Annotated in this window: 19 protein-coding genes and 1 tRNA gene; 5 read left to right on the top strand and 15 right to left on the bottom strand. The window is 56.3% G+C overall.

What is annotated here, in order from left to right:
* Positions 1-17: 17 nt before the first annotated feature.
* From MVB78_RS04770 to MVB78_RS04760, 3 genes are read left to right on the top strand one after another with little or no spacing between them, the layout of a single operon-like run.
* A complete protein-coding gene (locus MVB78_RS04770) occupies positions 18-506 on the top strand; it encodes a universal stress protein (RefSeq protein ID WP_297488523.1) in 489 nt (162 codons plus the stop codon).
* The gene (locus MVB78_RS04765; protein ID WP_297488521.1) at positions 503-1,528 is read left to right on the top strand and encodes an arsenic resistance protein; all 1,026 of its coding nucleotides are present in this window, start codon (positions 503-505) and stop codon (positions 1,526-1,528) included. Before MVB78_RS04770 ends, MVB78_RS04765 begins: the two co-directional genes overlap by 4 nt.
* A 52-nt stretch (positions 1,529-1,580) precedes the next feature.
* Positions 1,581-3,011 (top strand): radical SAM protein, encoded by a 1,431-nt coding sequence (locus tag MVB78_RS04760; protein ID WP_297488518.1) that lies wholly within the window; start codon positions 1,581-1,583, stop codon positions 3,009-3,011.
* Here the strand turns inward: MVB78_RS04760 and MVB78_RS04755 are convergent.
* The 7 genes from MVB78_RS04755 to MVB78_RS04725 all read right to left on the bottom strand — a co-directional run bounded on the left by MVB78_RS04755 (position 2,989) and on the right by MVB78_RS04725 (position 11,608).
* Entirely contained in the window at positions 2,989-4,203 is a 1,215-nt protein-coding gene (locus tag MVB78_RS04755) for an FAD/NAD(P)-binding oxidoreductase (protein WP_297488515.1), read from the bottom strand. The two genes, MVB78_RS04760 and MVB78_RS04755, sit on opposite strands and share 23 nt — an antisense overlap.
* Complete coding sequence (locus MVB78_RS04750) at positions 4,200-5,957, bottom strand: aldehyde ferredoxin oxidoreductase family protein (protein ID WP_297488513.1); 1,758 nt, start codon at positions 5,955-5,957, stop codon at positions 4,200-4,202. The genes MVB78_RS04755 and MVB78_RS04750 overlap by 4 nt, the downstream gene beginning before the upstream one ends.
* Positions 5,951-7,756, bottom strand: coding sequence for an aldehyde ferredoxin oxidoreductase family protein (locus MVB78_RS04745; protein ID WP_297488510.1), 1,806 nt, complete (start codon positions 7,754-7,756; stop codon positions 5,951-5,953). Before MVB78_RS04745 ends, MVB78_RS04750 begins: the two co-directional genes overlap by 7 nt.
* 1 nt (position 7,757) lies before the next feature.
* A complete protein-coding gene (locus tag MVB78_RS04740) occupies positions 7,758-8,210 on the bottom strand; it encodes a 4Fe-4S dicluster domain-containing protein (RefSeq protein WP_297488508.1) in 453 nt (150 codons plus the stop codon).
* An 82-nt stretch (positions 8,211-8,292) separates the two neighbouring features.
* Positions 8,293-9,429, bottom strand: coding sequence for an MFS transporter (locus MVB78_RS04735; RefSeq protein WP_297488506.1), 1,137 nt, complete (start codon positions 9,427-9,429; stop codon positions 8,293-8,295).
* On the bottom strand, positions 9,419-9,709 hold the full coding sequence (locus MVB78_RS04730; RefSeq protein WP_297488504.1) for a hypothetical protein: 291 nt from the start codon (positions 9,707-9,709) through the stop codon (positions 9,419-9,421). Before MVB78_RS04730 ends, MVB78_RS04735 begins: the two co-directional genes overlap by 11 nt.
* A 69-nt stretch (positions 9,710-9,778) precedes the next feature.
* The gene (locus MVB78_RS04725) at positions 9,779-11,608 is read right to left on the bottom strand and encodes an FAD-dependent oxidoreductase (protein ID WP_297488585.1); all 1,830 of its coding nucleotides are present in this window, start codon (positions 11,606-11,608) and stop codon (positions 9,779-9,781) included.
* Positions 11,609-11,777: 169 nt separating this feature from the next.
* Between MVB78_RS04725 and MVB78_RS04720 the strand changes: the two genes are divergently transcribed.
* Both MVB78_RS04720 and MVB78_RS04715 read left to right on the top strand, forming a co-directional pair.
* Positions 11,778-12,707: an ATP-binding cassette domain-containing protein gene (locus MVB78_RS04720; protein WP_297488502.1), complete on the top strand. Its 930-nt coding sequence runs from the start codon at positions 11,778-11,780 to the stop codon at positions 12,705-12,707.
* Positions 12,700-13,440, top strand: a complete 741-nt coding sequence (locus MVB78_RS04715) for an ABC transporter permease (protein WP_297488500.1) — start codon at positions 12,700-12,702, stop codon at positions 13,438-13,440. Before MVB78_RS04720 ends, MVB78_RS04715 begins: the two co-directional genes overlap by 8 nt.
* Here the strand turns inward: MVB78_RS04715 and MVB78_RS04710 are convergent.
* The 8 genes from MVB78_RS04710 to MVB78_RS04675 form a co-directional block, all read right to left on the bottom strand.
* Complete coding sequence (locus MVB78_RS04710; RefSeq protein WP_297488498.1) at positions 13,433-13,846, bottom strand: OsmC family protein; 414 nt, start codon at positions 13,844-13,846, stop codon at positions 13,433-13,435. The genes MVB78_RS04715 and MVB78_RS04710 overlap by 8 nt on opposite strands.
* Positions 13,847-13,880: 34 nt before the next feature.
* Positions 13,881-14,903 (bottom strand): tellurite-resistance/dicarboxylate transporter, encoded by a 1,023-nt coding sequence (gene tdt / locus MVB78_RS04705; protein WP_366940174.1) that lies wholly within the window; start codon positions 14,901-14,903, stop codon positions 13,881-13,883.
* 89 nt (positions 14,904-14,992) lie between these two features.
* Positions 14,993-15,070, bottom strand: a tRNA-Ala gene (locus MVB78_RS04700).
* Positions 15,071-15,190: 120 nt separating this feature from the next.
* Positions 15,191-16,465, bottom strand: a complete 1,275-nt coding sequence (locus MVB78_RS04695; RefSeq protein WP_297488496.1) for an ATP-binding protein — start codon at positions 16,463-16,465, stop codon at positions 15,191-15,193.
* A 114-nt stretch (positions 16,466-16,579) separates the two neighbouring features.
* On the bottom strand, positions 16,580-17,494 hold the full coding sequence (locus MVB78_RS04690) for a hydroxyacid dehydrogenase (protein WP_297488579.1): 915 nt from the start codon (positions 17,492-17,494) through the stop codon (positions 16,580-16,582).
* A gap of 2 nt (positions 17,495-17,496) precedes the next feature.
* Entirely contained in the window at positions 17,497-18,144 is a 648-nt protein-coding gene (locus MVB78_RS04685) for a TIGR00153 family protein (protein WP_297488577.1), read from the bottom strand.
* A gap of 13 nt (positions 18,145-18,157) precedes the next feature.
* Positions 18,158-19,072: a 2-dehydropantoate 2-reductase gene (locus tag MVB78_RS04680; RefSeq protein WP_297488494.1), complete on the bottom strand. Its 915-nt coding sequence runs from the start codon at positions 19,070-19,072 to the stop codon at positions 18,158-18,160.
* Positions 19,073-19,076: 4 nt separating this feature from the next.
* Positions 19,077-19,631 carry a hypothetical protein gene (locus tag MVB78_RS04675; RefSeq protein ID WP_297488492.1) on the bottom strand — a complete coding sequence of 185 codons (555 nt, stop codon included), beginning with the start codon at positions 19,629-19,631 and terminating at the stop codon, positions 19,077-19,079.
* Positions 19,632-19,661: the final 30 nt, after the last annotated feature.

Raw genomic sequence — 19,661 nt, 5'->3', positions numbered from 1 at the left:
ATATGAGGTGATGCGAGATGTTTAGAAAGGTGCTCTTTCCAACGGACTTCAGCGAGGGGGCTTACAAGGCCGCCAAGCGCTTCGAAAGCATCAACGAGATGCTTGTGGGTGAAGTTGTCCTCCTCCACGTCATTGATGAGGGAACCATGGAGGAGCTCATGAACGGCTACTCCCTCCTCTACAAGAACGGGGAGATGGAGCTTGAGGAGATAAAGGAAAAGCTCAGGGAGAAGGCAATGGAAAAGCTCCAGGCGAAGGTCGAGGACGTCAAGAGGACGTTCAACGCCGCTAAGGTGACCCCGATTGTGAGGTTTGGGGAGCCCTGGGAGGAGATAGTCAGGGTCGCGGAGGAAGAGGACGTCTCCCTCATAATCCTCCCGAGCCACGGGAAGATGGGCTTCTCGCACGAGCTCTTCGGTTCGACGACGATGCGCGTGCTGAAGAAGACCTTCAGGCCCGTCCTGATAATAAAGACCAGGTGCAGGTGCGGGGGTGGTAGGAGATGAACTGGCTCAGGCTTAAGAACCACCTCGACAAGTACCTCCCGGTCTACGTGACGCTCGCCATGATAGCGGGCTTCTACGTAGGAACTCACGCCAACGTAGAGGCCTACAAGGGAACGCTCAAGACCCTCAACATGCTCGTAGTCATCAGCATGATATACCCGATGATGATAAACCTCCGCCTCGGCGAGCTCAAGAACAGCGCCAAGCTCGGAAAGCAGTTAGCCATAGCCCTCACCATGGGGCTTGTAATTTCCCCGCTCATCATGTACGGTGCGATATGGCTGACAGAGCTCTTCCACCCGGTTAACCACATGCTCGCCCTCGGACTTCTCTTAGCGGTAGTCGTCCCCTGCTCCTCGATGAGCATAGCCTACACGGGCTTCACAAGGGGTAACATCGAGCTCGCAACCATCGTTGTAGCTTTGAGCTTCACCTTAGCTATCGTCACCGTCCCGGCGTGGCTTAAGATCTTTGCATCGAGCTACCACGTCTCAATCTCGGTCTGGCTCCTCGTCAAGACAATCCTCATAGTCGTCATAACGCCGATGATACTCGGCGTCCTCACGAGGGCCTACCTGATGAGCAAGCTCGGCCCCGAGGGTTTCCTCAGGATCAAGCCAGCCTTCCCGGCCATTTCCCTCCTCGGCATGTACACCATCGTCTTCCTCATCTTCATGGAGAAGGCGAGGCTCATAGCCAGCAAGCCCAGCATCGTCGGATTAGCGTTAATCCCGCTGGTCCTCTACTACGTAATCGCCCTCCTCTTCATGACCTTCGTTGACAAGGGGGCTGGGGTGCCCTACAAAGACCACATGGCGATAACCTTCACCTCGGTCGGAAAGAACGAGGGAACCGCTATGGCAATCGCTTTGGCTGCTGGAACTGGCCTCATGGCAATCGCTCCAGCGGTGACTCCAATAGTTCAGATACCTTTCCTTGTCGGCTACGTCAAGGCGTGGAGGAAAATCGCCTCGCTCTGGAAGTGCGAGATAACTGGGGAGGAAATCGAGGTTCCAGCTTAACCCAAACTTTTTTTACCCCTTTCCAAACCCTATAACCGGACGTCTGGGGATGATGGAATTGAGGATTCTCCTCGTGATGTCCCCAACTGAGAGCGCCATAAAAAGGATCGTGGGGACTACCGGTCCCCCCTTAGGCCTTGCCTACCTCGCCTCGATGGTTCGCGAGGAGCACGACGTCAGGATAATCGACGGCATAGCCGAGGAGCTGACGTTTGAGGACGTCATGAAGATAATAAAACGCTACGACCCGGACATGGTTGGGATAACCGCGACTACCTCAGCGATGTACGATGCATATGCGGTTGCGAAGATAGCCAAGAACCTCAACGAAAACGTCTTCGTCGTCATGGGCGGCCCTCACGTCACGTTCACACCTGAGCTGACGATGAGGGAGTGTCCCTGCATCGATGCAGTTGTCAGGGGCGAGGGCGAGATAACCTTCAAGGAGCTCGTTGAGGCACTCGATAAGGGCCGTCCGTTGAAGGGCATCCTCGGGCTGTCCTACCGCGAGGAGAACGGCAAGATACGGAACGAGGCCCCGAGGCCCCTAATAAAGAACGTGGACGAGATTCCAATTCCCTCCTACGACCTCCTCCCGATGGACAAATACGTCGCCGACGGAACGCCCTTCGGAACTGTGATGACGAGCAGGGGTTGCCCATTCAACTGCGTCTTCTGCTCCTCCTCGCTCCAGTTCGGCAAGAGGTGGCGCGGTCACAGCGTTGAGCGCGTTATAGAGGAGCTCTCGATCCTCCGCTACGAGTACGGTAGGAGGGAGATAGAGTTCCTCGACGACACCTTCACCCTCAACAAGGTCAGGGCCGTTGAGATAGCCGAGGCCATAGAGAGGGAGGGCCTTGACATCCACTGGACCGCTTCCTCAAGGGTCAATACCTTCAACGAGAAGGTTGCGAAGGCGATGAAGGCAGGGGGCTGTCACACGGTCTACTTCGGGGTAGAGTCCGGGACCCAGAGGATACTGGACTTCATAGGGAAGGGCATAACCCCACAGCAGGCCATTGATGCAGTTAAGACAGCTAAAAAGGCAGGCCTGAGGGCGCTTGGCTCCTTCATAATAGGCTTTCCGGACGAGACGAGGGAGGAAGTTGACACCACCATAGCCTTCGCCAAAAAAGTTGGCGTTGATTTTGCCCAGTTCACCATAGCGACCCCCTACCCAGGGACGCGGCTCTGGACATACGCCGTCCAGAGGAACCTCCTCCTAACGAGAAACTGGAGGAGGTACACAACCGTGGATCCCGTGATGAAGCTTGAGCACTTCACCCCCGAGGGCATAGCAAAGATGCTGAGGAGGGCTTATCTCTCCTTCTACCTGAGGCCTAAGGTTCTCCTGAAAGACCTCATTGAGAGACATGGCTTCATATTCAAAAGGGCCATCAGAGGGGTACTCAACATCTACTACGGCGGAAAAAGAAAGGGAGAGCTCTCAAAACTCCCGGTCAAGACGGCGTCCTTTGACTGACCTCCGCCCCGACCTGCTCCCAGACTTCCCTCACGAAGGACTTCGTGTCGCTCATCGAGTCTATCTTGACTGGCCTCCTCGTCCTGACGAGGTACTCGACGGCCCCCGCGTACTGGAGGGCGTATTTGCCGACGAGCTGTGCCCCGTTCAGCCTGCCGTTCTCGATGAAGAGCTTTGCTATGTGCGAGCCGTGCCACACTTCCTTCCTTGCCCCGATGAAAGTTCCTATGGACGCGAAGACCCTGTCGAATATGGTTATTATGTTCATGTTTATCGAACCGCGGTAGCGCTTCTCAACGCCGAGCATGTTGTAGCCGGCAACCCTTCCCTGCTCCCTCGCAAGCGGCCAGATGGCGAAGATGCCGTAGCGACCGGTTACCAGGTCGCGCGTCTCGGCGCAGTCCCCCGCTGCGTACACATCTTCCACGTTCGTCCTCATCCTCTCGTCAGTGAGTATGCCGCCTCTGTCTCCCAGGGCTATCCTTCCGTCGAGAAAGCTCAGGTTGGGCCTCACGCCGATCGCCGCGACCACGATGTCGCCGTAGATGACACCGCAGGGGGCCTTAACACCTTCAACCGGGTCGCCCACTAGGTCTATGCTCTTCTCGAAGAGAACCTTGACGCCGTTCAGTATCATCACGTCCCTTATGATGTCCGAGATGTCCTCGTCGAAGAGCCTCCTGAGGATCCTCGAACGGCAGATTATCACGGGATCGGCCCCGAGCCTTTTCAGGGCTATCGCGGTCTCAACAGCCACAGGACCGGCGCCGATTATTATCGCCCTCCCGCGCACCTTCCTGAGCCTCTCGGCGTCTTCTAGGGTTCTGACGCCTATGACGTTCTCCCTCCTGAACTGAGGGATTATGTTGGGCTTTGCACCGCTCGATATGAGGAGCCTGTCGTAGTCTATCTCCTCCCCGTTGTCGAGGATGACCTTCTTGGCCTCCGTGTCAACCTTAACGACCTCCCTGCCCATGATGTAGTCTATGCCGTTGGAGCGGACGAAGTGCCAGTTCCAGATGAAGAGCTCGTTTCCCTTTACCGTCCCCTCTATGTAGTAGGGCAGGGCCGCCGGCGAGTAAGGAAGGGTCTTCTCCCTGTTTATGACCACAACCTCGTCCTCGGAGTTGGCCCTTATCGTCTCAGCCGCGGCGGTTCCAGCCCCGCCTGCGCCTATAATAACGTGCCTCATGCCAAATCACCCAGCCCGAGCTTTTCAAGGGTTTCCCGGGTCGGGACGCCGTTCTCGTCCCATCCCCGGAGTGAATAATAAAGCCTCTTCATCCCCTCAAGCTTCTCCCTATCGAGCTTCACCTCGCCTTTGAAGAGCCTCGGCGACAGGTCGTCCCTTCCGTCCCCGTGCCTGAGGTTGAAGAGCCTCTCAAGGGTTCTTATCCTCTCGGCGGTTCTCATAAACTCGTCCTCGGTTATGCCTTCCCCGGTTACTGCCTTGAAGGCTTTGGCCCAGAGCTTGAGTGGGGTCGTCAAAAGCGCTATGACGCAGACCCCAAGGGAATCCGCTATTATGTGCAGGTTCTCCCAGAGGACCGCGAAGCGGACCTTACTTTCAGAATAGCTCCACGGATATGCTGCCTCAACGTCTCCGACGAACATCCTGGCCATCTTCTCGGCCTGCTCTTTTTTGACGTAGTAGTAGAACTCGGGGAATCCGTAGAGGGCCCTGTTAACTCCACCCGAGTCGGCAACGGCAGAGATGAGAGCGGAGCCAACGAACGGCCTTACGTCGCTGCTCCACGACTCCATTCCGCCCTTGACGTAGACCGCTGGAACTCCAAAGTGCTCGCTCGCCTTCTTAACTCCCTCTGCAAAAACGTCGCCTTCTCCTTCCCTCTTCACGATCCTCTCGATGAAGTCGAGGATTTCTTCGCTCCCGAGCCTCACCTTTCCGAGCCTCGATGCGTAGGCTACAACGGCAACCGTGGCCATCATGTCAAGCCCTTCGCTCTGGCACTTCCGGTATATTCTCCAGGCCAGCTCTGGATCCTCCACCTTCAGCGTGAAAGTCACCGCTGGAAAAGTCCCCTGACAGAGGTTTATTGGGAGCGTCTCACCTCTGTAGCTGACGATTCCCCAGCACCTCAGCGGACAGGAGAAACAGCTCGCCCTCCCAACGGTGTGCTCCTCAAAGAACTTCTTAGCCTTCATGGCAGCCTCTTCCGCCTTCTCCCACTCCCTCTCGTAGTCCCCGAAGTAGGGCATTCTAAGCTGGAGTATTACAGGTACAAAGTCCACGTGCCAGTTCTTGAAGCGGAGGAACTCTCCGCTGTTGGTTATGCTCTCCTGTATCTCCTCGAAGACCGACATGAGCTCCAGCGGGTTATAAGGGCTCGCTCCCCTCGTCCCGTGGACGAGGATGGCCTTGAGCTTCTTGGCACCCATCACGGCCCCGAGGCCGCCGCGGGAGGCGAGGTTCCTGTGGGAGAAGGAAATCCCCGCGAACTTCACGCCGTTCTCCCCTGCCCTGCCTATGCAGGCCACCTTGAGGTCTGGGTGTCCCCTGGTTAGGACATCTATCGTCTCGAAGGCACTGAGGCCCCATATTCCATCGGCGCTCTCTATCGAGACCTCCTCGTTTTCTATCCTCAGGTAGACGGGTTTCTCAGCCTTTCCCGTCACCACAACTCCGTCGTAGCCTGCGAACTTCAGGGCGGAGGGAAACTCCCCGCCGGTGCTGCTTCCGCCGATAAGTCCCGTAACAGGGGATACTGCAACTACATCCATCCTTGAGCCTGAGGGCACGAACGAAGTCAGCGGGCCGGTCATGAAAATTAGGGCATCGGGGTCCTCGTGGAGTATTCTCGTCGCTATTCCCCTTCCGCCGAGGAAGTCCCCCGCGTACTTCCCGGTGGGTTCGGTTTTTACCGTCTTCGAGCTCAAATCAACGAAGAGTATCCTTCCAGTGTAGCCGAACATCGCCATCACCATTCAAGGCCGTACCTCTCAAGCGTCTCCTCTGTCGGGATTCCGTTCTCGTCCCAGCCCCTCAGCCCGTAGTACTCAAGCTTCATCTCCTCGAACTTCTCCCTGTCTATGCCAACTCCGGCCCAGGGGCCGGAGCGGATTACGCTCCTGAAGAGCCTCTCCGAGAGGGTGTCCTTCTCCCGGTCAACGCCCCTGCGCACGTTGAACATCCTCTCAAGCGTCCTTATCTTCCCGGCGTAGAAGTGGAGCTTCTCCGGTGTGAACTCCATCCCGGTTGCAGCGCTCAGTGCCTCCGCCCACAGCTCTAAGGGGATTGAGAGCATAGGGGTGTCGCAGACGCCGAGGGAGTCCGCTATTATGTGCTCGTCCTCGAAGTAGGCCACGAGCTTGGCCTTGCCCCGGTAACTGCTTGGTTCGGCGGCGCTCTCGTCACCGACTATCTCCTTCGCGACCTTCTTGGCCTTCTCCGGCTTCGTGTAGTAGGAGGACTCCGGGAAGCCGTGTATGGCCCTGCTGATGCTCCCGCTCTCAGAGACCGCTCCGGCGAGGGAGACGCCCCTGAAAGGCCTTACGTCGCTGCTCCACGACTCCATTCCGCCCTTGACGTAGACCGCTGGAACTCCAAAGTGCTCGCTCGCCTTCTTGACGCCTTCAGCTAAGACGTTGCCCGGCCCCTCGCGGTTCACTATCTCGTCTATGAGCTTCAGTATCTCCCCGCTCCCGAGCCTGACGAGGCCGACCCTTGATGCGTAGGCTATAACGGCAGCGGTGCTCATTATGTCCAGTCCTTCCTTCTGGAGCCTTAGATAGACCTTCCAGGCCAGCTCGGGGTCCTTTATCTTGAGGATGAAGATTATCGCGGGAAAAGTTCCCTGACAGGCCACCATGGGAGCCTCTTCGCCTTTATACTCCACCCACGCCCAGCACCTCAGCGGGCAGGCGAAGCAGCTGTTGGGCCTCACCTTTGCCATCTCCTCGAAGAACCTCTTGGCGTTCTTGGCTGCCTCCTCCGCTTCCTCCCAGAACTCCTCCTCGTAGTCGCCGAAATAAGGTCTCCGTGCCTTGAGAAGGGAGAGCGAGATGTTCGCGTGCCAGCTCTCGTACTTCTTGAAGGAGGGGCTTTCGAGCATCCTCCGTTCGATTTCGAGGTTGGTCTCCATCAGCCTTTTCGTGTCCCGGACCTTTATTCCCTTCGTTCCGGCGACCGCTATCGCCTTGAGGTTCTTGCTCCCCATTACAGCCCCAAGGCCACCTCTGGCCGCGAGGTTGCGCTTTGAGAAGCTTATCCCTGCTGTTTTTACGAGGTTTGCCCCGGCCTTTCCTATGCACGCAACCTGGACGTCCTCCCTGCCGAGCCTCTTGATGCAGTCAACGGTGTCGTAAACGTCGTACTCCCAGCAGTGCTCGGCATCGTGGAAGGTGACCTCGTCGTCTATGATGCGGATTCCAGTGGGCTTTTCGGCCTTTCCAGTGATGACTATCCCGTCGTAGCCGGCGAACTTGAGAACCGCCCCGAAGTCGCCTCCAGCACTGCTCCCGCCGAGGAGGTTGGTGACCGGGGAGAGGGAGACGACGTCTATCCTCGAACTTGAGGGAGCGGCTCCAGTCAGGGGACCGGTCATCATTACGAGGGCATTTTCGGGGTCGAAGGCGTCTGCCTCGGCTGGTATGAGGTCGTAGGCTATCTTTGTCGCTATCCCCCTCCCGCCGAGAAAGTCCGCGGCGTACTTCTCCGTGGGTTCTGTTCTAACGACCCGGGAGGTCAGGTCTATAAAGAGTATTTTCCCGGCGTAGCCGAACATTTTAATCGGCCTCCCCGTAGAGAACCCTAACTCCCCTCTTCCTCGCCTCGGGAACTTTCTCATCCTGCACGACTTCTATAACGTTCATCGGGCAGTACTTGGCGCACTGGGGGTCGCCGCCGCAGAGGTCGCACCTTATCATCTTGTTGTTGATGTAGTCGTAGAGAACGCCCCCAACCGGGCAGACGAGTGTGCACATCTTGCACCTTATGCACTTCTCGTCGTCCACCATCCTCACGCCGTTCTGCATGTGGATTGCTTCCATCGGGCAGACGAGCTCACAGGGGGCGTCCTCGCACTGGAGGCACATTACCGGGAACTTCTCGCCCTTGTAGCCTAAGACGTGGATTCTTGAGAGGTCTGGGTTTATTACCCCTTCATGGCTCAGGGAGCAGACCATTTCGCAGGTGTGGCAGCCTATACATCCCTCCTCGTGGACTATCAGGTAGGGCATTACGACTCACCTAATTTTATGAAAATTTTTCCATATAAAAGGTTTTCACAAACCAAAGGTTGTGGACAGAAATGGGAACTCATTAAAGCTCAAACTCCTCCCTGAGGGGCCTGATCACGCTCTCCGTTAAAATTATTCCCCCAATTAAGAGCAAACCTGCCAAAAGAAAGGTCTCCCTGAGGCCGAGCCACCTTATAAAGACCGCACCTAAGATGGGCGCGTAGAGGCCCCTTATCCCGCAGGTCGTCAGGTGGAGGGCCGATAAGTCCTCAGTCCTGTAATCGGGAACGCCCATCGAGAAGGCCTGCCAGCCTATTGAAACGGCGGAACCGCCGAGGCCGCAGAGAACCCCCGCGAGGTAGATATAGAGGGCTGAACTGCTGAGGTAGTAGGTGAGTGCCATAAGGAAGAGCGCCGTAAAGCCCGCCTGAAAGACCCTGACCACGTGTGATGGTCTCTTTATGAGTCTGCTCCACAGCTCTGAGAAGAGCACGTAGGAGAGGCTGTTGATTGCTATAGCGATGCCTATGACCCCGTTGGAGAGGCCCAAGGCCCTAACCTCAAGGATTGGAATTGCTGGGAGCATCATCAGCATGCCGGTTCCAGCTACCATGAACATCGCGACCATCCTGAGGATTAGCTTGTCCCTGTAGGGTGGCTCGACCTTTTCCTCGGCGTCGCTCTTAACGTCCGGGAAGGGAAGTCGAGAGAGCGCCGCGAGGAGGAGAAGAAGTGAGGCGGCGAAGAAAGCTATTCTATGGCCCCACGAGTCCATCACGTAGCCCGCTATCCCAGCGGCAACGGTGTAGGCTATCGTGTAGGCCACCTCAGCGTGCCCGAGGGCCTCAAGGTAGCCGTAGACCCTCTCGACTATCAAAGGGTAGAGGACTTCCCTGACGCCGTAGGCGATGTAGTAGAGGAAGACGAAGATCAGGAAGGGAACCGCGCTTTCGGTGAAGGCGCTCATGAGAAGAAACAGCGAGGCGAGGATTAAAGAGCCCATAACGAGCTTCTTTGCCCCGGTCTTTCGCGAACCTTTCGCCCAGATGGGTGAGAAGAGGTTCGAGACGTAGGCTGAACTACCGAGAAGGCCCAGCATGAAGGCTGAAGCGCCCATCCTTGTCATAATCACGCCGAAGAAGGCCTCGGCAAGCCCTTCAGCGGCCCCTATGCTCCCCTGACTCAGGAACTCGAACTTCAGGAGCTCCTTAGCTTTCATGCCACTCCCTCAGGAGGAGCGTCCCTGCGAACCTTCCGCGCCAGCTCAGCTCGACCTTTATCCCGAAGGGACTCTTCCATGCGCTCTCGACCTCAAGCTCCTCTAATGGTGTCTCGAACCTCAGCTTTCCAACCCTTTCCCCATCCACGAGGATGAGTACCTTCCCTCCCCTCCTGACGAGTTCTGCCCTTGAGAGGATTTCCCTGACCCTTTCCTGTAGGGCCTCACTGCTAATCCCGGCCCCGTTTTCACCACACCAGACCCGGCGCATCTCGACCACGGTGGCCTTTGGTAGGAAGGGTTAATCAGCTTTTCCATGAAATGGAGAATTAAAAAGCGGAGGGAAAGCTCAGAGCTTCCTCCCGACCTCGTAGCCTTCCCTGACGGCGCTCGCTATGTTCCTCACGGACTTGGCGTCCCCGATTATGTGGTACTCAACGCCGTCTATGACGAAGGGAACATACGGTCTCATGCCGAAGGCCCCAACGATGACGTCGCACTTTATCATCTCCTTCTCCCCGGTCTCGGTGTTCTCGACGATGGCGTAGCCGTCTCCGGCACTGACGAAGCTCCTGCCGGTCAAAATCGGAATCCCCTTCTCCTCAAGCTCCCTCAGGAGGTAGCCGCGGGTTATCCTCTCGACGTTTGGAAGCACCGCGGGACTGCGCTTGATTATCTTCACGCGGTTGTTGAACTGGGCTAAGTAGAGGGCCGTCTCCACTCCCACGAGCCCCCCACCGCCGATGAGGACTTCTTTGCCCTCGACCTTCACCTCTCCCCGGAGGATTCTGTCGAAGGGGATTATTAGACCCCTCTCGCCGGAGCAGGGGAGTATCGGGTTCGCGCCGGTGGCTATTATCACGGCCTCCGGGTTGAGCTTCATGACGCCCTCCTTGGCAGCCTTCCCCTCGTGGAGGTGGACGTTGGGCATCTCCGAGAGGACGTTCCGGTAGTATTCGATGAGCCAGCCTATCTTCTCCTTTCCCGGCGGCACCTTCGCGAGGACGAGCTGGCCGCCGAAGACCTCGTAGAAGAGGTGAACCTCGTGCCCCCTGAGCGCCGCCACCCTCGTTGCTTCTAGTCCTCCTGGGCCTGCACCGATTATCGCCAAAACGCGCTTCCTCGGAGCATTTGGTATATCTTCCTCGTTCCCGACGTTGGCGTTGGCACCGCACCTTATCGGCCCCTTCTCGTCGTGGACTGCCTTGATGCACTCGCTGCAGCCTATGCAGCGCCTTATGAGGTGCTCCTTCCCCTCGGCGACCTTCTTCACCCAGTCCGGGTCCGCTATGAGCGTCCTTCCGAGGACAACGAGATCAGCTTGAGTCTCAAGAACCCTCTCCGCAACTTTTGGCTCCCTTATCATTCCCACCGCCGCCACCGGAACCGGTAGGGGCCTTATCTTTTCCGCTAAATAGGCGCGCCATGCCTGGGGATAGTGCATCGGCTCAAGGCGCTTCTCCTTTGGGCCTAATCCAATATCGGCCTGTATCATGTCGTAGCCCGCTTTGGCAAGCTCCAGGGCTATCTCGCGCCCCATTCTCAGGTTTATTCCACCCTCAAGGAAATCGTCCACCGCGAGCCTTATCGTAACCGGGAAGTCCCGGCCGCATTCCTCCGCTATGCGCTTCCTCACCTCAACCGCGAACCTCGTCGGCTTACCCCACTCGTCGTCGCGGTGGTTGGTCAGAGGCGACAGAAACTGGTTCACGAGGAGACCGTGAGCGCCCTGAATCTCAACCATGTCGAATCCCGCTTCCATAGCCAATCTCGCGGAATAGACAAACTTCTCCACAAGCTCCTCCACCTTCTCGGGTGAGAGGTAGTCGACGCCTATCTTCTTCCACCCTTCGTGGGCGAGCTCGATGGAGAGCTTAACCCCCTCGTGCTTGTGCACCTCAAAAGCTAACCACTCCCAGTCCTTGAGGACGGCCTTTGAGTCTATCCTCGGTTGGAAGGGCATGTGCTTTCCTTCCGGGAAGTCTATGGAAGTGTTCTCGACGATTATCAGGCCGACGCCGCCCCTCGCGCGCCTCTCGTAGTGTTTGACGAACTTCTCCGTCAGTCTGCCGTTCTCCAGGGCGAAGTTCGTCGATATCGGCGGGAATACCGCCCTGTTCATGAGCTGGACCTTTCCGATGTTTATAGGCTCGAACAACTTCGGGTAATCTTCCTTCATTAGGCTCACCTAAAGTCCCCTTCCCCCCGGGTATATAAGCTTTATTTCAATTGAGACGCCTTTTATGCGAAATACATCCCGCGTATTTGTGCGGGCTCGAAGGACTTCCGGTCTCAGGGCCACCTCAACCTTTTTAACTCCTGAAAAGATCTTCATTCCGGTGTGAGGGATGGAGAAGGCCATAGAGGCGGTCAACCTAACAAAGTACTATGGCTCATTCTTGGCCGTTGATGGCGTGAGCTTCTCCGTTAAGTCCGGTGAGGTCTTTGGCTTCCTCGGGCCCAACGGGGCGGGAAAGACCACGACGATAAGGATGGTTACGGGGCTTTTGAGGCCGAACTCAGGCGAGGTAAGGGTTCTCGGTTGCAATATGCTCGACGAGCGCGAGAAGATAAGGGCGAGGGAAAAGACGGGCATAGTCCCCGAGATGGCCAATCCTTACGTCGATTTAACCGCGATGCAGAACCTCAGGCTTATGGGCGAGCTTTACGGCATGTCTAAGGCTGAGATAGAGAAGCGCTCGCTTGAACTCCTCAGGGAGTTTGGCCTCTACGAGAAGCGGAACGTTAAGGTTAGGGGCTTCTCGAAGGGCATGAGGCAGCGTTTAATAATCGCGATGGCGATGGTAGCGGATCCAGAGCTCTACTTCTTAGACGAGCCGACGAGCGGCCTCGATGTCATAAGCGCCCGCCTCATAAAGGACGTTATCAGGGAGGAGAAGAGGGCCGGGAAGACGATCTTCCTCACAACCCACAACATGGACGACGCGAACGAGCTGTGCGAGAGGATTGGCATAATCAGGAGGGGCAAGCTGATAGCCATAGACACGCCCGAGAAGCTGAAGCAGCTCGTTAAAGGACGCGTTTCGGTTGAAGTAAGCTTCGAGCCGATGAAGTTTGACCCTTCTGTCCTCTCCTCGGCGTTGAAAGTTGAACCCATGGGCGACAAGGTGAAAATCTACACCAAGGATCCCGATAAAACCGTTAAGGAACTCGTCCGCTACGCAGAGAGGGAGAAGCTGAGAATAGTCAGCTTAAGAACGCTCTCGCCCTCGCTGGAAGATGTATTCATGGAGCTAGTGGGTGGTAGAAATGATTGACCAGCTGAAGCGCTCCTTCGCGGTAGCAAAGAAGGACATGCTCATCTTCTACCTCAAGGGGCCTGTGGTTATAATGGGCCTTCTCTTTCCCTTTTTCCTCTTCTTGGCTTTCCTCATCGGCAGGAACCTACCGGATGAGCAGCTTTTCGTCGGCCTAACCGCAATGACGGCCTTCTTCACCTCGACAGCCGTCGGCCCCACTATAATCCCCTGGGAGTGCCGCGGAAGAACCTTCGAGAGGCTCATAACCGCTCCAGTATCGCTCACAACCGTTCTCCTCGGCGACTTTCAGGCTTCGCTCTACTTTGGACTGGCGATAACCTTCGCGATAGCGGTTCCCGCGGTGCTCTACTTCTCGCTCGGCTTAGGGTGGGTGATCTTCATTACGGCTACGCTCCTCGCGGTCGGAACCTTCTCAGCTATGACGGTGCTTCTCTCATCATACCCGCCAACCGACGTCCCGGCGGATGTGATGATGCTCACCTCCCTGGCAAAGTTCTCGCTCCTCTTCATAAGCGGAATCTTCGTTCCCCTTGAGAAACTGCCCTCTTATGGAAGGCTCGTCTCCTACATCTCGCCTTTAACCTACTACGTCGACGCGCTCAGGCACTCGCTCGGGAGGGGCTACCTTCCACTGTGGATTGACCTCGGGATGCTGGTTCTCTTCGGAATAGCTTTCTTCTTCGCCGGCGTGGCCGTCCACAAAAGAGTGCTGGAAAAGAGGTTCACTTAGGCCTGACTATCTCGACTTCCCCCTTTATCTTCTCCTTCCCGACGGTGTTGAAGACTGTGCCGTACTTCTCGGCTAATTCCTTGACGCGGAGTATCTTCTTTTCGGGCTCGTCCGTCACAACCCTAACGCGGTAGGTTATCTCCTGGAGCTGGGGCTCCCTGAGGTTTCTCCAGCCCTTAACTTCGACGTTCATCTCCTCGACGTTGAGGCGCATCTTCTTTATGAGCCTTCCCCAGTTGACGGTCAAACAGCCCCCTATGGCGGAGAGGAGGTATTCAGTCGGGTTCGGGCCGGCGTTGCGGCCATCGGTGTTCGTGTCTATTTTGAAGGTGAACTCCCTAACCCTCGCGGTGCTCCCGACGTTGCCGTCCCATTTCAGTTCGGCTACGTACTCAAGCCTCTCCATGGAACCACCGGCTTCACTAACCCCATCGTGAATATTAATCTTCCGACTTCATTGCCCTCGCCAAGAGGACGAAGGACTTCAGAAAGACCACCGTCCACATAGCTAAGAGGGGCCAGAGGAGAAGGAATCCTAAGTGGCTGAGGATCCTCAGGCTGAACACCGCCCCTATGTCTCTCGTCGCGTTGGTGAAGGCACCGAGGGGGAAGATGAAGGCCCACCATGATTCGCTGTAAGGCAGGTGGAGATTCCTTAGATAGTGCAGTGTCATCGCGGTCGCCATGATCAACCACCAGAAGCCGAGGCCCCAGAGGAAGAAGGCGAAGACGAAAAGGGGCTCCTTCGACGGCAGGTTAACCGCCTCTAAGAGTGCGAAGAGGGCACTTACCCCAGCCCCGATGGGGCCCAAGTTCATCCATATCAGGGGCGCCATCTGGGGTGGCATGAGCTCATGCCTGATGAAGCGAAGCGTTACGACGGCGTAGAGTGCTAAGTAGAGGAAGAAGCCGGCACCCCACCCCATGTAGTTCACCACGGTCACCAGCTCCCTCGTGTACCCACTTGTGGAGTTCATAAAGGGGGCGCCGAAGGGGAGGATTATGAGGGCTACCGGGGGAATGTACCAGGCGGGTGAGAGGTGCCTCAAATTGACCTCCGCTGCTATGTAGACCTCGTAGGACATCCAGAACGCGAAGAGAATTGTTAGGGCCGCGCCCCAGAGCCAGAAGTACCACGCTAACTTCTCATCCCCGAGGATGAGGAGAAGCTGGGCCGAGAGCACCACCGTGGCCGCTCCTATCGTCCCGTAAAAATGCCCCTTTGATGGGTGCCTTAGGTCATTCAACGCTTCATCCCTGTTGAGAAGCCATCTGAGGAGCCACGGGATGAGGAGGAGGATGTACAGGGCCAGGTTGAGGTAGGTAAGCCCCCTCCCAACTCCCCCCAGCGGAGACCAGTAGGAGGAGTACTTGTACGTCGCTATGGCAACGGCTCCCGTCCCCATGACGCTTGAGAATAGGGCGGGGTTGAATTCCTTCAGGCCCCTCATGTCTCCCCCCACTTGAGCATGATTAGGATAGTTTAAAAATTTTCGCCTTCCTTTACTCATGTTGAGTTGCTCTAAAAGGCTTTGAAAGGCGTTCGAGAAGATGGTGGACCGGGCGGGATTTGAACCCGCGGCCTCCGCCTTGCGAGGGCGGCGCTCGTACCAGGCTGAGCTACCGGCCCATCCGGTAGTAGTGAAGGGGAGAGAGGTTTAAAAAGTTTTGGTATGGGAGTGTTCATCGTTGGACAGATTTGAGTTTATTTTCCGGTGGAAACAGTGAGATTTTAACGGAAAAATGGCAATTAACTGATGCCCGAGAGTGCTCTCAGCAGCCATTTCCAGAGCGGAACCGCATCTATACTCTTTCCTCCGGCTTCAATTTTGCCCGAGTAGCCCCATGTTATCAGCGTCCCGCTTCTCAGGTGGAAGAGCTCCATAGCCCTGAACAGCCCTTTAACTTCTCTCTCAGCTATTTCGTCCCTTCCGGAGGCGTAGGTAACCTGAATAAGCCCTATCCTCTCCCCCTCCTTTACAACGAAATCTATCTCGCTTTTGCCGTCCCTGTAGTGATAAATTTCAACGCTTGGCTTCCTGTAGTGCCTGAGCCTGAGGAGCTCAAGGAAAACGGCGTTTTCCATCAGCCTGTCGATGTTTTCGAAGGTTTTTGGAACGATTGTGTCCACCATGCCGGTATCAACGGCGTATACCTTTCTATCTCCCCTCAGGACTTCCTTTGGTTTGAACGAGAACTTCGGGAGCTCGAAGACGAGGTATGCGGACTCAAGGTACTCAACGTAGTTCTTGACGGTCTCAACGTTCCCAATTCCGATGACGTTCTTAATCTTGCTGTATGTGATCCGCCCCGCAAAATTCGAGAAGAGGTAGAAGGCAACCTCCTTGAGCTCGCGGACGTTCCTGATGCCGTAGCGGACTACAACGTCTCTGTTGATGATGTCGTTGTAGAGGTTCACCAGATACTCCCTGCCAAAGCGCAGGGCCTCGGGAAAGCCCCCGCGCCTGATGTACTCAAGCAGGGCCCTCTTTATCCTCGCCTCGTCCTTGGTAGTGGTCACCTCTGGCTTTGTCCTCTTATACGCTAAGAACTCCCGGAAGGAGAAGGGGAGGAGAGCATAGCTTAGGTATCTGCCGGTTAAATACGTCGAGAACTCACGCGAGAGCAGGCGGGCGTTGCTCCCCGTCACCACCGTCGGATAACTTTCCCTAAGGGCCGAGACAATCCTTTCCCAGCCCTCAACTTCCTGGACTTCATCAAGAACGATGTAGTCGAACTCCCCAAAAAGCTCGTATCCGGCTTGGAGCAACTTTTTGTAGTCGGTGATTGAAAAGCCAGCCATCGCAGGATCCTCAAAGTTCACGTAGAAGGCCTTACCGGGGAGGGTTGCCGAGAGAACGGACTTACCGGAACGCCTTGGTCCCGTTATTATGTGGGCGGTCGGCTTAAAGTTCCTAACTATTCTCTCCCTCAGTTCCCTCTCCACTATCCGTTCCCTTTCGAGTTTCTCGCTCAGAACCTCATGCTGATCCGCCAACACCCTCTTGAGTTCCTCAACGTTCATGCTCTAAACTGGGAGGAAGTTCTTAATAAAGTTTACCAGCATACTGGTAAATTTTCCCAGGAAAATTCACCACCATACTGGAAAAGTTTCCGAGAGGAAAATGGAAAGGAAAGCTCAGCCCTTCAGGATCTCGACTATCTGCTCCGCCACCTGAACGCCGGCCCTCATCTGGGCCTCGACGGTGGAAGCTCCGATATGCGGCGTCAGAACAACGTTGTCGAGCTTCGTGAGCGGGTGGTTCTTTGGCAGGGGTTCTTCCTCGTAGACGTCCAGCCCGGCTCCAGCGATCCAGCCCTCTTGCAGAGCCTTGACGAGGGCGTTGGTATCTACAACAGCTCCCCTCGCCGCGTTGATGAGTATCGCCGTTTTCTTCATCAGCTTAAGCCTCTCCTCGTTTATCATGTGGTAGGTTGCCTCGACGAGTGGGACATGCAGGGTAACGACGTCGCTCTCCCTAAGAAGGGTCTCGAGGTCGACGAACTTTCCGCCAACCTCCTTTGCGCGCTCCTCGTTTGGATACGGGTCGTAGAGAAGAACCTTCATCCCGAGGGCCTTAGCGATCTTTGCTATCTGGTAGCCTATCCTGCCAAAGCCGACGATGCCAAGAGTTTTTCCTTCGAGCTCGATTCCCACGCACTGCTTTTTGGCCCAGATGCCTTCCCTCATCTTCCTGTCGGCGAAGGCTATCTTTCTGGCGACGTTGAAGATCAGGGCTGTGGCGAGCTCAGCGACGCTCCTGTTCGATGCGGCCGGGCTGTTGACGACTTTAATACCCCTCTCCTTCGCGGCGTCGAGGTCTATGTTGTCGAGTCCAACTCCCGCTCTCGCTATGACCTTCAGCTTCGGTGCGCTCTCGATGACCCTTCTTGTCACTTTCGGCTTGCTCCTCACTATTATCGCGTCCACATCTTTTACGAGCTCTACCAGCGTCTCCTCGTCCGGGTACTCCTCGTAAACCACCTCAAAGCCGGCTTTCTTCAAAACCTCTATCGCCCTCTCATGGAGTGGCGCGGCAACGAGAACCTTCATCTTCATCCCCTCCTCTTAACTGACATCAGGAGAACCTGATCAGAGGCATCTTCCGCGCGGTCGGCTATGTCGCCGATCTTGGTGAGGATCTGATTCCAGATCAACTTCGCGTATGTGGTGACATCTTCGCTGTCGAAAACAGCCTTTTTGAGCCTGTACTCAACCTCGTCGGCCCGTTCCTCCGCGTCTTCCGTCTCCTTGGCGAGCTTCATCGCCATGTCAACGTCGGTGTTCAGGGCCTCCACAGACTTCCTCAGCTTTTTGTAGGTTTCCATCGTGGAGTCCACGAGGGTGAGCACGTCCTTCCCCATGTCAGCCGGGATCTTGGGCTTTGCAAGGATTATCGTGTGGGCGGCGCTCTCGGCGGCGTCTGCGACCTGGTCTATGAGTTCGCTCAGCCTCGCGTAGTCTCCCCTGTTCGCGGGCAGGAAGGCACCCTCGTAGAGCATCATCTCTATGCTCCTTCTCAGTCCGTCCGCCTTTGTTTCGAGGTCTCCGACGAGCTCCTCGTACTTCTTGGCCTCCTCCAAGTTCCCGTCTATGTACGTCGCCACGAGCTCCCTGAAGGCCTTTATCGTCTCCTCAACGACCTTCAGGTGCTCCTCAATCGCATCGAAGACATCGCTCTCCTTTCCCCCAAAGAGTGCCATCTTCATCCCCCGCTCAGGTATTGCCCGAACCCCTATTTAGCTTTTCCTTCGCCTTTACGAGAACCCAGAGGAGCTCGTTCCTCGGGGCCTCCAAACCGACCGAGGAAGCGTATTCAACTATCTTGCCGTTTATGTAGTCAACCTCACTCTTTTTCCCGCGCATTATGTCCTGGAGAGTTGAGTTGTAGTTCTCCCAGGTTCTCTCTATGGTATCCCAGAGGAGCTCAAGGGGATGAACCTCAAACTCCACTCCAAGTTGCTGGGCAACGATACAGCCCTCCCGAGCGACCTCAACAGCTATGCCCTCCAGCTCCGGGATTTCGCGGAGGAGGCCGTTTTTAACTTCTAAAACTGTTCCAAGACCGTTTATGACGGAGTTGACTATGACCTTTGCCCACTTCCATCCGAGGGAGTTCTCGGTAAGCTTTGTCTCCAGTCCGGCGTTTCTGAAGGCATCGGCAACTTTTTCAACGAACTTGTGCTTCCCCTTCGGATACTTCCCTATCACCGTTATCCCCTTCCCAGTCCACCTGACCTTCCCCCACTCGGTGAGCATGGCCCCGTTCGTCGTTATCCCGCCGATAACCTTGTCGGTAATCTTAAGCGCAAGCTCCTCGTTCCCAAGGCCGTTCTGTAAACTGAGTATCCAAGTGTTCTCGCCTATGCAGTGCCTGGCGCATTCCAGAGCCCTCTTAGTCGAGTAGGACTTGACTGTGAGGAGGAGCAAATCGGGCGGTTCCTCAGGGGCGTAGACCTCAGCCTTGGGGTAGACCGTGAACTCCTCAACGCCGGTTATCGTAAGTCCTTTCTCCCTTACGGCCTTTACGTGCTCTTCTCTGCCGATCAGAGTCACGTCGTGACCCGCTCTGGCGAGAAGAGCACCGAAGATGGAACCTATCGAGCCGGCCCCGAGCACGTAGACCTTCACGCTATCACCTCAGCAACTTCCTAAGGTGGTGGAGGGAGTAGAGCATCAGCAGGGCCGATGCGGTGAAGAATACGTCGGGGTTCATACCGTTCAAATTGGCCGCCGGAATGGCTAAGAGAACCGCTGAACCCGCTAAGATCCCACCGCTTGAGATGCCCCTGTTGCCGGAGAGCGTGGAGAGGGCCGCGATGACCCCCGCGATTTTGAACCCTGTTTTGGCCAACATCAGGGACGCATAGGTCAGGGTTCCAGCCACTGCGGCGTTTAAGAGCCTCTCCCACATCTTCACCGGCTGCTTCTCCATCCTGAAGGGCACCGCTGAGACCGCCGCTCCAATCCCCGCGATCGCGAGGTAGCCGCCGCTCGAGAGCCACTCAAACAGCAAACCGCTTGCCACCGCTGCCGCCCCGTAGGGAAGCGCCCTCTCTTTAAGCGCCGCCAGAGCGAGCAGGCAGTAGAGCAGTACAGGGGGTAGGCTGTCGCTCGGAAGTCCTGCCGTCAGGTAGACCGTTAGCAGCAGTGCAACGGCGAGCGGAATCAGCTCTAATCTCCTGCCCATCTCCCACCGGAAACCCTTTAACACTTCCCC

The sequence above is a fragment of the Thermococcus sp. genome (assembly GCF_026991495.1).
Classification (GTDB): domain Archaea; phylum Methanobacteriota_B; class Thermococci; order Thermococcales; family Thermococcaceae; genus Thermococcus.
The sequence above is the reverse complement of the archived record's forward strand: the minus strand, read 5'-3'. Positions and strand labels throughout refer to the sequence as shown.